Source organism: Streptomyces sp. CB00316 (genome assembly GCF_001905595.1).
Classification (GTDB): Bacteria; Actinomycetota; Actinomycetes; order Streptomycetales; family Streptomycetaceae; genus Streptomyces.
In genome coordinates this window covers 304641-317369 of the sequence record NZ_LIXI01000004.1, presented here as the reverse complement: position 1 = coordinate 317369, position 12729 = coordinate 304641, and the positions used below count along the sequence as shown (strand labels likewise).

Below are 12729 nucleotides of genomic sequence, written 5' to 3'. Positions count from 1 at the left end.
GCTTCCGCTTGCGCTGATAGTGCGACCGGTCCTTCCTGGCTGGGGCCTAGAAGAAGCCGCAGGTGGGAGCGCCGGAGGTCGGAGCGTCGGCCACGTCGGCGCCGGTGGGCGCGTAGATCTCCAGGCGGATGCCGTCGGGGTCGGTGAAGAAGATGCCGCCCGAGGTGCCGGTCTCCCCGTGCGGCACGACCCCGTCGTAGGCGAACGTGGCGCCGAGCGAGCGCAGGACCTCCTCGGTGGCCCGGATCTCCTCGACGGTGTCCACCCGGAAGGAGAGGTGGTGCAGGCCGGGCAGCGCGGGGGCGAAGGTGCCCTCGCTCTGCTGCCACAGGGTCACCACGAGCCGGGAGTCCCGTCCGAGGAAGGCCCAGCGGCGGTCTCCGTCCTTGCCCTCGCCCAGCACCTCGAAGTCGAAGACCTCGCGGTAGAAGGCGATCGAACGGTCCAGGTCGGTGACGTTGAGGCCGATGTGGCCGGTCTGCAGGTTCTTCGCCTTGCTCATGGATCGGTCCCACGCTTTCGGTCGGGGCCGCGAGGTCACCTCACAACCAGTAAAAGTGAATTTAAAGGTTAGAACGAGGGCCGTCAACCAGTGAAATCCTCTTGGCCGGTTAGAATCGAGGAAGGCGGGAGAAGAAGACCGAAGAAGCCTGACGAAGACCGAAGAAGACGCACCTCGCGACGGAAGGACCCACAGCCGTGCCGAACCCCCCGGGGCCCGACCCCCGGCCGCTGACCGGCGAACCGCTCGCGCTGGATCTGCTCAACACCCGCTGGATCGACGCGGAGGGCCCGCGCGACCTGCTGGAATCCGAGGACGGCCTGGCGATCTGGCTGAACAGCGAGCCGGTGCGCACCCACACGGCCCCCCTGACCCCGCCCGTCGGCCGCGCCACCCTGGACCGGCTGCTGGAGACCCGTACGGCCCTCGAAGCGCTGGCCGCGTCCGCCACCCGGCACGAGCAGGCCGCACCCGCCACCGCGGCGGCGCTCAACGAGGTGCTCTCCCACGGCCGCATCCGCCGCACCCTGGGGGCCGACGGGCTGCCGGAGTCGGCGGTGGAGCTGGACGACCCGGCCTGGGGGCCCGCCTGGTACGCGGCCGACAACTGGCTCCACCTGGTGGCCGACCGGCCCGACCGCATCCGCCCGTGCGCCAACGACGCGTGCATTTTGCACTTCTACGACATCTCCAGGAACGGGACCCGCCGCTGGTGCTCGATGGCCGGCTGCGGCAACCGCGCGAAGGCGCAACGCCACTACGCGCGCCGCGCCGGCGCGTGAACCGGGCCGGCGCACCCCGCACGCGGGTTCACATCTGACGATGCGTCAGCTCTAATGGCCGGGTGATGGGACACGCAGGCATGGCCGCCACCGCCGTCCGGTACCTCAGGTCCGTCGGCGCCGCCGCGACAGCAGACCAGCCGCAGGCGCCTGTTGAGGCGCTGCCCCGGCCCGACCTCAGGGCCGTCCGGGGCGACGAGCGGCTCCCCGTCGACCCGGCGGAGTTCCGCCGCGTGCTGGGCCACTTCGCCAGCGGCGTCACCGTGGTCACCGCGCGCGACACGGACGGGCCGACCGGCTTCGCCTGCCAGTCCTTCGCCTCGCTCTCGCTGGACCCGCCGCTGGTCGCCTTCACGGTCGCCCGTACGTCGACGACCTGGCCGCGCATCGCCCGCGCGGGGGCCTTCTGCGTCAACATCCTGGGGGCCGGGCAGGGCGCGCTCTGCCGGGGGTTCGCGGTGAGCGGGGCGGACAAGTTCGCGGGGGTCGCGTACGAGGACGCCCCGGCGACCGGGTCACCGCTGCTCGACTCCGTACCGGCCTGGGTGGACTGCCGCGTCCACGCCGTCCACACCGGCGGGGACCACCTCATCGTGGTGGGCCGGGTGGAGGCACTGGGGGCGGCGGCGGGCGAGCCGCTGCTGTTCCACCGGGGCGTGTTCGGCCGGTTCAGCCGCTGACCCCCGCCCCGAGAACCGGCCGGTTCAGCCGCCGGGTACGGCCTTGGCGGCCCGGGCCCGCCGGATCACCAACGACATCAGGGCGGCGACGGCACACAGCGCCCCCGACGCGTACCAGACCACGTCGTAACTGCCGAAGACGTCCCGCGCCACCCCGCCGAGGAACGCCACGACCGCCGCGCCCACCTGGTGCGAGGCCAGTACCCAGCCGAAGACGATCGCGCTGTCCTCTCCGTACTGCTCCCGGCAGAGCGCCAGCGTCGGCGGGACCGTGGCGACCCAGTCGAGACCGTAGAACACGATGAAGAAGACCATCGGCGGCTGCACCTCGGGCGCCATCAGCATCGGCAGGAACAGCAGCGAGATGCCGCGCAGCGCGTAGTAGACGGCGAGCAGCCGGCGGGCGTCGAAGCGGTCGGTGAGCCAGCCCGAGAAGATCGTGCCGATGACGTCGAAGACCCCGATCACCGCCAGCAGCGAGGCGGCCGCCGTGATCGGCATGCCGTGGTCGTGGGCGGAGGGGACGAAGTGGGTACGGATCAGGCCGTTGGTGGAGGCCCCGCAGATCGCGAAGGTGCCCGCCAGCAGCCAGAACGGGCCGGTTCGCGCGGCCTTGAACAGCACCGTCACCGTGCGGCGCGCGGCGCCCCGGGCGGGGGCGGGCTTCGCGACGTACGCACCGCCGTACGGGGCGAGCCCCACATCGGCCGGGTGGTCGCGCATCAGGAGCCAGACGAACGGGACCACGACCAGGGCCGCCAGGGCGACGGTGACGGAAGCGGGCCGCCAGCCGTGGCCGTCGACGATCCAGGCGCAGAGCGGGAGGAAGACGAGCTGCCCGGAGGCCCCCGCCGCGGTGAGGATGCCGGTGACCAGGCCCCGGCGGGCGACGAACCAGCGGTTGGTGACGGTCGCGGCGAACGCCATCGCCATGGATCCGGTACCGAGGCCGACGAGCAGCCCCCAGTAGATCATCAGTTGCCAGGAGGCGGTCATCCAGACACTGGCGAGCGCCCCGGCGGCCACCATGGTCAGCGCGGCCACCACGACCCGCCGGATGCCGAAGCGGTCCATCAGCGCGGCGGCGAACGGCGCGGTCAGGCCGTACAGCGCCATGTCGATGGAGACCGCGAGCCCGATCTCACCGCGCGACCAGCCGAATTCGGTGTGAAGCGGGTCGATGAGCAGTCCGGGCAGGGAGTTGAAGGCCGCGCCGCCGATGATCGTCACGAAGGTGACGGCGGCGACGATCCACGCCCGGTGGACGCGGGTGCGGCGGCGCGCCTCGCGCGGCTGCTGCCCGTCGTCGTCCCGGGCGGCGCTTTCGATGGTCTCGGTCACGTGGACCAGCTTCCTGGCCTGCGCGTTCTGCCACGAGTGGCCGGGAGGACACGGTTCGCAGGAATCGGGCCACCAGGCGGCACACAACTGCGACCTGATCGAGGCCTGGCCGGAGCAGCTGACGCTCCTGGCGATCTCCGCGCCGGTGTCGGTGCTGGGCGCGGTGCTCTTCGTAACCGGTACGGTCCGTCGACAGACCAGCGCCCGCGTCCTGGAGGTCATCGAGATGCAGCGGGCCGAGAAGCGCGCCCGGCAGAAGAAGGCGTAGCGACCCTCCGGACCCCGGCGTGGACGCCCCAGGCCGCCGCCGCGCCCACCGCGTACCAGAACAGGTCCGGGGCGTTGAACGTCGAGCCGACCACCAGCCGGGCAACCGTGCTGCGCGCCGCCCACTGGGCCGGTACGCCGGTGAGCTGGAGGAACTCGACCGCCCAGCTCAGGGCGAGCGCGGCCCCGGCCACGGCGACCGGCCGCGCGCGGGGCGCGCAGAGGGCGACGAGGGCGCAGAGCAACACCGTATAGAGCGCGCTCCCCGCGTACTTGGCGAAGGCGCCGTCCGCACCGGCGCGCACGGCGAGGCCGGCGGTGACGGTGGCGACCGCGGCGGCCGCCGCGACCACGCGGGGAGAAACCCTCACGTCAGCCCCATCCTCTTCAACTGTCGGATCGGCCGGGCCACCAGCAGCACCGCCACCACCCCCATGTTGGTCCCTGTCGGCTTCTGCATCACGTCGCTAACCTGTATCAGCCTATGGTCTATACCAGCCAGTGAGTTTCAGCCGGTGAGCGTCAGGCGGGCTCCGCCGAGCCCGCCGACGCCTTTCGAGGAGGCCCGCCATGCCGCACCGCGTCGCCGTCCTGGCCCTGGACGGACTGCTCCCCTTCGAGTTAGGCATCCCCCACCGGATCTTCGGCCGCTCCCTGGAGCCCGTACCGGGCAACAAGGGCGGGAAGTTGTACGAGGTCGTGACCTGCTCGGTGCGCCCGCCGGGCCCCGTCCGGACCGACTCCGACTACGCGATCCTGGTGGAGCACGGCCCGGAGGCGCTCGCCACCGCCGACACCGTGGTCATCCCCGCCAGCTACGAACTGGGCCCGGTCTTCGAGGAGGGCAGGCTCACCGATGAGCTGGCGGCCGCCCTCGCGCTGATCCGGCCGGGCACCCGCATGGTCTCCATCTGCACCGGCAGCTACGTCCTGGCCGCCGCCGGATACCTGGACGGCCGCCCGGCCACCACGCACTGGTCCTCCGCCGACCACTTCCAGCGGCTCTTCCCGCGGGTCCGCGTCGACCCGGACGTCCTGTTCATCGACGACGGCGACGTCCTCACCTCCGCCGGGGTCGCCGCCGGGATCGACCTCTGCCTCCACCTCGTGCGCCGCGACCACGGGTCCGCCGTCGCCAACGAGATCGCCCGGCGCACGGTCGTGCCCCCGCACCGGGACGGCGGACAGGCCCAGTACATCCACCGCCCCGTCCCCGAACCGCAGTTCGCGACCACCACCGCGGCCCGCGCGTGGGCGCTGGGGCGGCTGGACCGGCCGATCCTGCTGCGGGACATGGCGCGGCAGGAGTCGATGAGCGTGCGGACCTTCACCCGCCGCTTCCGGGAGGAGGTGGGGATCAGCCCCGGCCAGTGGCTGACCCAGCAGCGGGTGGAGCGGGCACGCCACCTGCTGGAGTCCTCGGACCTGTCGATCGACCAGGTGGCCCGCGACGCGGGCTTCGGCACGGCGACCTCCCTGCGCCAGCACCTCCAAGCGGCGCTGGGCGTGCCGCCGACGGTGTACCGGCGCACGTTCCGGACGTCGGCGGACACCCCGTAGGCGGGGTTACGCGGTCCGCCGCCGCAGCAGGTCGTCCAGCGAGGCCCCGTTCGCCGCCCATCTCGCCGAGCATCGGGAGTGGGCCGGTGACCACCCCGCCCCGCCCGCCGCCCTGCACCTGGCCATGAGCTTCTGGGTCCGGATGCACGGCGCCCTGTCCCTGGAACTCGCCGGGCACTTCACCGCAATGCGCTTCGACCCGACGCGGCCTTTCGCGGCCGTGATGAGCGCGTGGTGTCGTCGGGCACGTGACAGGGGCGTGGCGTCGGACTTCGCCATGGTGTGCCACCTTCCTGACCGGCGGGCTCAGAAGACCAGGACCCCTCGGGCCACCCTCCCGTGGTGGGCGTCGTCGGCGGCCTTGGCGAAGTCCTCCACCGGGTAGGTCTCGGTGACCAGTTCGTCCAGCAGCAGTCGGCCCTCCCGGTACAGGTCCGCGTACAGGGCGATGTCGCGCTGCGGCCGCGAGGAGCCGTAACGGCAGCCGAGGATCGACTTGTCCAGGTACATCGAGGAGACGACGAACGAGGCCTCGGCGCTCGCCGCCGGGACGCCGAGCAGGATGGCCTGGCCGTGCCGGTCCAGCAGGTCGATCGCCTGCCGGATCAGCTCGATGCGGCCGACGCACTCGAAGGCGTGGTCGGCCCCGTCGGGGAGGATGTCCCGTACGCCGTCGGGTGAGGTCAGGAAGTGCGTGGCGCCGAACTGCCGGGCCACCGCCTCCTTCGCCGGGTTGCTGTCGACGGCGACGACGGTGAGCGCACCGGCCAGCCGGGCGCCCTGGAGCACGTTGAGGCCGATGCCGCCGGTGCCGATGACCACGACAGTGTCGCCCCGGTCGACCCTCGCCCGGTTCAGTACGGCCCCGACGCCGGTGAGGACCCCGCAGCCGATCAGGGCGGCGGAGGTGAGGGGCAGGTCGGCGGGGATCTTCACGGCCTGCACGGCACGGACCAACGTACGTTCGGCGAAGGCGGAGTTGGAGGCGAACTGGAAGAGCTTCCCGCCCCCGCGCGAGAACGGCCGCCCCGGCCGCCCGATCGCCTTCCGGCACATCGTGGGCCTGCCCCGGTCGCACTGCGCGCAGGCCCCGCAGCTGGCGAGGGTGGACAGCGCGACATGATCACCGGGCCGTACGTGGCTGACGCCGGGGCCGACGGCCTCCACCACGCCCGCGCCCTCGTGGCCGAGCACGACGGGGACCGGGAAGGGGATCGTGCCGTCGATGACGGACAGGTCGCTGTGGCAGAGACCGGCGGCGGCCACCGCGACGAGCACCTCACCGGGGCCGGGGTCGCGTATCTCCAGGTCGTCGACGACCTCGGTCCGTGTGCCGTCGAAGACGACGCCTCTCATCTCGGCTCCCTCGGTAGGCCGAGCACCCGCTCGGCGATGATGTTCCGCTGGATCTCGTCGGAGCCGCCGTAGATGGTGTCGGCCCGGGTGAAGAGGAACAGGTGCTGTGCGTCGTGCAGTTCGTACGGTCGCTGCTGCGACCAGACGTGTGGGCCGACGGCCCCCGACTCTCCCCTCACCTCCACCGCCAGCTCGCCGAGCCGCTGGTGCCAGCCGCCCCACAGCAGCTTGGCGACGCTGGGGGCGCCCGGGTCGCCGGTGGTGCCGAGGGTGCGGAGGGCGTGGCGGCGCATGGTGACGAGTTCGGCCCACTGCCGTACGAGCCGGGCTCGGATGACCGGGTCCTCGGCGGCCCCGCCGGCCCGGGCGGCGGCGATCACCTGGTCCAACTCCTGGGCGAACCCGATTTGCTGGGCGAGGGTGGAGACGCCACGCTCCAGGGCGAGCAGCCCCATGGCGACGGCCCATCCGTCGCCCTCGCCGCCGACGGCCTCGGCGGCCCGGGCCCCGTCGAAGAAGACCTCGTTGAACTCGCTGGTCCCCGTCATCTGGCGGATCGGCCGCACCTCGATCCGGCCCGGCTGGTCCATCTCCACGAGGAGGAAGGAGAGCCCCCGGTGGCGGGTGGAGCCGGGTTCGGTGCGGGCGAGGACGAAGCACCAGTCGGCGTCCTGGGCGAGCGAGGTCCAGATCTTCTGCCCGGTGACGGTGTACGCGCCGGTGCCGTCCGGGGTGGCGGTGGTCCGGATGCCGGCGAGGTCGGACCCGGCGTCCGGTTCGCTGTACCCCTGGCACCAGAGGGTCTCTCCGCGTGCGATGGGGGGCAGGTGGCGCCGGCACTGCTCCTCGGTGCCGTAGGCGATGAGGGTGGGGGCGAGGAGGTTCTCGCCGATGTGGCCCATGCGGGGCGGGGCGGTGGAGCGGGCGTACTCCTCGGCCCAGATGACCTGTCGGGTGAGGGTGGCGGCGCGGTTGCCGTAGCCCGCGCCGCCCCCCTCCGGCCAGCCGATGCCGATCCACCCCGCCTGGCCCAGCTCGCGTTCCCACGCGCGGGGGGTGGGGGCGGGGGTTTCGGTGAGGTGGGTCTCCAGCCAGGTGCGGGCGTGCGTGCGAAAGGTGTGGTCGTCCTCGGTGAACCGGAAGTCCATACGTGCCTCCTGTGGTTTCGGGGGCGGTCACCGGTTCGGGCGCGCCCCCCGCCGTGCCGCCTCCGCCATCTCCTCCACCCGCGCCAGCATCGGCATCGGGTCCACCCCCACCGTCCCCGGCAGGAACTCCGCGATCCGTTCCGGGGTCCAGGGCGCCCCCTCCGCGTACCCCGCCCGGAGCTCCCTCGGCTGGGCCCAGACCGCGATCTTGGGGCCGGCGATCGTGTACACCTGGCCGGTGATCCTCTCCGCCCGCGCCCGCTCGCTCAGCAGGTAGACCACCAGCGCCGCCACGTCCTCCGGCTCACCGATCTCCGCCAGCCCCATCGGCACCCCGGCCGACATCCGGGTCCGGGCCACCGGGGCGACCGCGTTGGCCGTCACCCCGTACCGGTGCAGGCCCAGCGCCGCGCTGCGGACCAGCGAGATGATCCCGCCCTTCGCCGCGCTGTAGTTGGCCTGGGACACGCTCCCCTGGTGGTTGCCGCTGGTGAAGCCGATCAGCGTGCCCCCGCCCTCCTGCTTCCGCATCACCGCCGAGGCGGCGCGGAAGACCGTGAACGTGCCCTTCAGGTGCGTCGCGAGGACCGGGTCCCACTCCTCCTCGGACATGTTGAACAACATCCGCTCCCGCAGGATCCCGGCCACGCACACGGCCCCGTCGAGCCGCCCGTACTCCGCAAGCGCCGTGTCCACGATCCGCTGCCCGCCCGCCATCGTGGAGATGTCGTCGGCCACCGCGACCGCCTGCCCGCCCGCCGCCTCGATCTCCTTGACGACGGAGCGGGCGATCTCGCTGGCGGGCTCGGACCCTTCCACCGAGACGCCGTAGTCGTTGACGACGACCCGCGCCCCCTCCTCCGCCGCCGCGAGCGCGACCGCCCGCCCGATGCCCCGGCCGGCCCCCGTGACGGCGACCACCTTGCCTGCCAAGAAGTTCCCCATGCCCGGCCCCTTCCCGCGGTTTCTGACGGACCGTTAGATTTTATGGGCAGTCAGACGCTCCGGCACAAGACCCAGGAGGTCCCCATGTCCCTGCCGGCCGAGTTCCATGACATCGCGGGGCGCGTGAACAACTGGGGGCGCTGGGGCGAGGCCGACGAGCGCGGGACGCTCAACCTGATCACCGATGCCGTCGTACGGGAGGCCGTCGCCGCCGTCCGGAGCGGTCGCCGGATACCGCTCGCGCTTCCGCTCCGCCACGGCGGCGTGCAGAGCGGGTTCATCCCCGGCCGGATCGACCCGCTGCACACGATGGTCCAGATCAACCAGGAGATGTTCGGCCCGGGGGCCGTCGCCACCAGCGACGACATCGTCACCATGGGGCTCCAGGCCGCCACCCACTGGGACGCCCTGACCCACGCCTCGCACGGCGGACGGATCTACAACGGCCGACCCGCGGACACCATCACGGCGCACGCCGGCGCGCAGTTCTCGTCGATCGCCGCCGTGGAGCACTTGGTGTCACGGGGCGTACTCCTCGATGTCGCGCGCGCCCGGCGCGTGGACCGGCTGGCAGGCGATCACGCCGTCACGCCGGAGGACCTCGACGCGGCGGAGGAGTTCGGAGGCGTGCGCGTACGGGCCGGGGACATCGTCCTCGTACGGACAGGGCAGATGCAGGTCGTCCTGGCCGGGGATCGGCACGCGTACGGCTATCCGTCGCCCGGGCTGTCCGTGCGCACGCCCGAGTGGTTCCACGCCCGGGACGTGGCGGCGGTCGCCAACGACACCCTGACCTTCGAGATCTTCCCGCCGGAGATCGAGGACCTGTGGCTACCCGTGCACGCGCTCCACCTCGTCGAGATGGGGATGCTCCAGGGCCAGAACTGGGACCTGGAGGCGCTGTCCACCGCCTGTGCGGAGGAGGGCCGGTACGCCTTCCTGCTCACGGCCGCACCGGAGCCGTTCACCGGGGCCACCGGATCTCCGGTCGCCCCGGTCGCGGTGCTGTGACTCGGTAAGCCCCGGTAAGCCCCGGGTGAGTCAAGACGCTCAGGCCAGGCCGGTCGCGTTCGTGAAGACGCAGGAGGGCGGTTCGCACACCTCGCCGCCCTGCACGACGACCCTCGGCGGCGCCTTCGCGACCGCCGCCGGAGCGCCCCGGTCCACCTCGCACCAGATCTGCTTCCCGGCGCCTTCCGGCTGCCAGCCCCAGCGGTCCGCGAGGTCGTCCACCAGCTCCAGGCCCCGGCCGTTGGTGTCGTCGCCCTCCGCGTGACGCGGGCGGGGCGGGCAGTCGCTGACGTCGGCGACCTCCACCCGCACGGTCCCGGCCTCCCCGGCACCGCCGCCCCCGCCGAACAGCATCCGCAGCACGGCGGGGCAGCCCGTGTGGACGACGGCGTTGGTGACCAGCTCCGAGATCAGCAGGATGAGCGTCTCCGCGAGCGGCTCGTCATCCCCTATCCCGGAACCGACCAGACGCGACCGCGCCCATCTACGGGCCCGCCCCACCTCCGCGGGATCCGGACCGACCTCCAGCTGAACCTGAAGCACCTGCACCGCTCACACCATCCGAACCGGCGGACACATCGCCTCGCGCCTCCTCAGGGTCACGGAACGTGATTCCCTTACGCGACAGCATGGTTGACGTACAGTCACCGCAACAAGCGCTTCGGGCATATTCCAGCGCGAAGGAGTACGCGTGGGGCATACTGTGCGACGCGCGCTGCGGGGAGTCGAACAGGAGCGTGCAGAGACCGCGAGAAGCGCTCTTCGGGCAGGCCCGGCACATCTCCGGCAAGAGCCCTCGCCCCGGACCGGAGCCGCCGCACAGGCCGCCCCCGGATCGCCCGGTTCCAGAACCACTCGCATCCCACGGAGCGTACCCGAGCCCGGCGCCGACTCCACCCGGTGACGAATCACGCAAAGGACACAACCCGGTATCGACACCGACCGGCTGCACTGAGTCACGCTCCGCCCCGGCTCCGCCCGGCACGTCGACCGAGGGCTGCTGAACCGCTGCACAGCAGCCGTACGGGGCCCAGATCGGCGGCCAGGATCTCCTCCGCCTCGGCCGCCGTGAGCCACCGGGCGGCCCGGAGCCAGGCCCGTTTCAGGTGGAGGTGAACATCTGCCTCCCAGGTGAAGCCCATGCCGCCGTGGATCTGGAGGCAGTCCCGCGCGTTACGGACGGCCGCCTCGTCGGCGAGCAGCTTGGCCGCCGCGATCTCCACCGGGTCGCCGGTCACCGCGGCCGCGTACACGGCGCTGCGGGCCGGTTCGGTGCGGGCGAGCATGTCGGCGCAGAGGTGTTTGACCGCCTGGAACGATCCGACGGGCGCTCCGAACTGTTCGCGCGCACCGGCGTGTTGAACGGCCATTTCGGTGGTGCGCGCGGCGCTCCCGAGCTGTTCTGCAGCAGTGAGAAGCGCCCCTTCGCGGCGGAGTGCGCCGGGGTACGCCTCCGTAGCGCCCGTGAGCCCCTCCGCCCGGTGCAGCGGGGTCAGGGGATCCATCGACCGTACGGGAACGGCCCTCGCCGCGAACGCCTCCAGCCGCTCCCCCGTGACCACCCCGGCACCCCCCGCCACCAGCACCGCGTCCGCGCCCCCAAGGTCCGCCACCGGCCGGCCGCGCCCCTCCGCCACCGTCACCACCGCCGCCCCCTCCGCGGCCCCCTTCACCACCCCCGCCGCCAGGTGCGTGGCCACCAGCGGTCCCGGCAGCAGCGCCCGGCCCGCCTCCTCGAAGAGCAGCACCGCCTCCGGCAGCCCGAGCCCCACCCCGCCCGCGTCCTCCGGCAGCCGCAGCGCGAAGAACCCGGCGGCGCCCAGCTGACGCCACAGCCCCCGGTCCACCCCACCGCCCCGCTCCACCGCCGCCCGCATCCGGTCCCGGTCGAACACCGCACCGAGCAGGTCGCGCATACCGGACCGCAGGGCCCGCTGGTCGTCCGAGAGCTGGAAGTCCATGGCCGCCTCAGCGCCCCTTCGGGAGGCCGAGGATGCGCTCGGCGACGATGTTCCGCTGGATCTGCGAGGTGCCGGCGGCGATCGTGTACGAGAGGGAGGAGAGCCGGTCCAGGGCCCACTCCCGGTCCAGGTCGAAGGCTCCCTCCGCGCCCAGCACCTCCGCCGCCGCCTCGTACAGCTCCTGACGGGCCCCGGAGTACCGCAGCTTGAAGACCGAGCCGCCGATGCCCGGGACCCCGCCCGTACGCTCCGACTCCGCCACGTTCCCCTGGGTGAGCCGCCACAGGGCCCGGAACTCGGCGTTCAGACGGCCCAGGCGCCGGCGCAGCACCGGGTCGTCCCACCTGCCGTTCCGCCGGGCCTCAACGGCCAGGGCCTCCAGAGTGCGGCGGCAGGCGACGACCTCGCCGACGAAGGCCGTACCGCGTTCGAAGGAGAGGGTGACCATGGTGACCCGCCAGCCTTCGTTCTCGGCCCCGACCCGGTTCCGTACCGGCACCCGGACCTCGTCGAGGAACACCTCCGCGAACTCCGTGGACCCGGCCAGCGTCCGCAGCGGCCGGACCGTGATCCCGGGGGCGTCCATCGGCATCGCCAGCCAGCTGATCCCCCGGTGCTTCGGCGCCCCCGGGTCCGTCCGCACCAGCAGCTCGCACCAGTCGGCCACCTCCGCGTGCGAGGTCCAGATCTTGCTGCCGCTGACCACGTAGTCGTCCCCGTCGCGCACCGCCCGCGTCCGCAGCGCGGCCAGGTCCGAGCCCGCGTCCGGCTCGCTGAACCCCTGGCACCAGATCTCGTCGCCGCGCAGTACCGGGGGCAGCCAGCGGACCCGCTGCTCGGCCGTCCCCTCGGCGGCGACGGTCGGCCCGGCGTGCAGCAGCCCGACGAAGTTCGCCCCGACGTAGGGCGCCCCGGCCTTCTCCGCCTCCTCCAGGAAGATCAGGTGCTGGGTGGGGGTGGCGCCCCGCCCGCCCGCCTCCACCGGCCAGTGCAGGCCCGCGTACCCGGCGTCGTACAACATCCGCTGCCAGGTCGTGTCGTAGGCCCGGCGCGCGGGCCAGTCGTCGGGCGAGGGCTTCGGGGGCAGCCCGGGGAGCACGGCGGCCAGCCACTCCCTCAGCCGGCGCCGGAACTCCTCCTCGGCCTCCGTGTACGCGAGATCCACGGGTGTGCCGC

General features: G+C 72.8%; 14 protein-coding genes and 1 pseudogene. 6 read left to right on the top strand and 9 right to left on the bottom strand.

Translation table 11 applies throughout. The annotated features are described in order from the left end of the window. Window positions 1-46: 46 nt before the first annotated feature. Entirely contained in the window at window positions 47-502 is a 456-nt protein-coding gene (locus AMK21_RS12905) for a VOC family protein (RefSeq protein ID WP_073877333.1), read from the bottom strand. Between the two features lie 197 nt (window positions 503-699). Between AMK21_RS12905 and AMK21_RS12900 the strand changes: the two genes are divergently transcribed. Beyond that, window positions 700-1284, top strand: coding sequence for a CGNR zinc finger domain-containing protein (locus AMK21_RS12900; RefSeq protein WP_073877331.1), 585 nt, complete (start codon window positions 700-702; stop codon window positions 1282-1284). Between the two features lie 80 nt (window positions 1285-1364). Continuing rightward, entirely contained in the window at window positions 1365-1964 is a 600-nt protein-coding gene (locus tag AMK21_RS12895) for a flavin reductase family protein (protein WP_073877329.1), read from the top strand. Between the two features lie 24 nt (window positions 1965-1988). On the opposite strand, the gene AMK21_RS12890 is transcribed toward AMK21_RS12895, so the two are convergent. After that, window positions 1989-3305, bottom strand: a complete 1317-nt coding sequence (locus tag AMK21_RS12890; protein WP_073877327.1) for an MFS transporter — start codon at window positions 3303-3305, stop codon at window positions 1989-1991. Between AMK21_RS12890 and AMK21_RS36010 the strand changes: the two genes are divergently transcribed. Then, entirely contained in the window at window positions 3292-3573 is a 282-nt protein-coding gene (locus tag AMK21_RS36010; protein ID WP_234421918.1) for a hypothetical protein, read from the top strand. The two genes, AMK21_RS12890 and AMK21_RS36010, sit on opposite strands and share 14 nt — an antisense overlap. On the opposite strand, the gene AMK21_RS12880 is transcribed toward AMK21_RS36010, so the two are convergent. Then, the gene (locus tag AMK21_RS12880) at window positions 3524-3943 is read right to left on the bottom strand and encodes a DUF2809 domain-containing protein (protein ID WP_073877325.1); all 420 of its coding nucleotides are present in this window, start codon (window positions 3941-3943) and stop codon (window positions 3524-3526) included. The genes AMK21_RS36010 and AMK21_RS12880 overlap by 50 nt on opposite strands. A 199-nt stretch (window positions 3944-4142) precedes the next feature. On the opposite strand from AMK21_RS12880, the gene AMK21_RS12875 reads away from it, so the two are divergent. Both AMK21_RS12875 and AMK21_RS36005 read left to right on the top strand, forming a co-directional pair. After that, window positions 4143-5132: a GlxA family transcriptional regulator gene (locus tag AMK21_RS12875; RefSeq protein ID WP_073877323.1), complete on the top strand. Its 990-nt coding sequence runs from the start codon at window positions 4143-4145 to the stop codon at window positions 5130-5132. Between the two features lie 37 nt (window positions 5133-5169). Further along, window positions 5170-5358 (top strand): annotated as a pseudogene (locus tag AMK21_RS36005) (TetR-like C-terminal domain-containing protein); the annotation flags it as partial. 80 nt (window positions 5359-5438) lie between these two features. On the opposite strand, the gene AMK21_RS12865 reads toward AMK21_RS36005, so the two are convergent. The 3 genes from AMK21_RS12865 to AMK21_RS12855 are packed head-to-tail and all read right to left on the bottom strand — an operon-like array spanning window position 5439 to window position 8581. Continuing rightward, window positions 5439-6488: a Zn-dependent alcohol dehydrogenase gene (locus AMK21_RS12865; RefSeq protein WP_073877321.1), complete on the bottom strand. Its 1050-nt coding sequence runs from the start codon at window positions 6486-6488 to the stop codon at window positions 5439-5441. Continuing rightward, window positions 6485-7636, bottom strand: a complete 1152-nt coding sequence (locus AMK21_RS12860; protein WP_073877319.1) for an acyl-CoA dehydrogenase family protein — start codon at window positions 7634-7636, stop codon at window positions 6485-6487. Before AMK21_RS12860 ends, AMK21_RS12865 begins: the two co-directional genes overlap by 4 nt. A gap of 27 nt (window positions 7637-7663) precedes the next feature. Next, the gene (locus AMK21_RS12855; protein WP_073877317.1) at window positions 7664-8581 is read right to left on the bottom strand and encodes an SDR family oxidoreductase; all 918 of its coding nucleotides are present in this window, start codon (window positions 8579-8581) and stop codon (window positions 7664-7666) included. Window positions 8582-8665: 84 nt separating this feature from the next. Here AMK21_RS12855 and AMK21_RS12850 point away from each other — a divergent pair, with 84 nt between their 5' ends. Next, entirely contained in the window at window positions 8666-9592 is a 927-nt protein-coding gene (locus AMK21_RS12850; RefSeq protein WP_073877928.1) for a cyclase family protein, read from the top strand. A 39-nt stretch (window positions 9593-9631) separates the two neighbouring features. Here AMK21_RS12850 and AMK21_RS12845 read toward each other — a convergent pair whose 3' ends face one another. The 3 genes from AMK21_RS12845 to AMK21_RS12830 all read right to left on the bottom strand — a co-directional run bounded on the left by AMK21_RS12845 (window position 9632) and on the right by AMK21_RS12830 (window position 12718). Then, window positions 9632-10141: an ATP-binding protein gene (locus tag AMK21_RS12845; protein ID WP_073877315.1), complete on the bottom strand. Its 510-nt coding sequence runs from the start codon at window positions 10139-10141 to the stop codon at window positions 9632-9634. A gap of 407 nt (window positions 10142-10548) precedes the next feature. Continuing rightward, window positions 10549-11553: an acyl-CoA dehydrogenase family protein gene (locus AMK21_RS12835; RefSeq protein ID WP_073877311.1), complete on the bottom strand. Its 1005-nt coding sequence runs from the start codon at window positions 11551-11553 to the stop codon at window positions 10549-10551. A gap of 7 nt (window positions 11554-11560) precedes the next feature. After that, on the bottom strand, window positions 11561-12718 hold the full coding sequence (locus AMK21_RS12830; RefSeq protein ID WP_073877310.1) for an acyl-CoA dehydrogenase: 1158 nt from the start codon (window positions 12716-12718) through the stop codon (window positions 11561-11563). Between the last annotated feature and the right edge of the window lie 11 nt (window positions 12719-12729).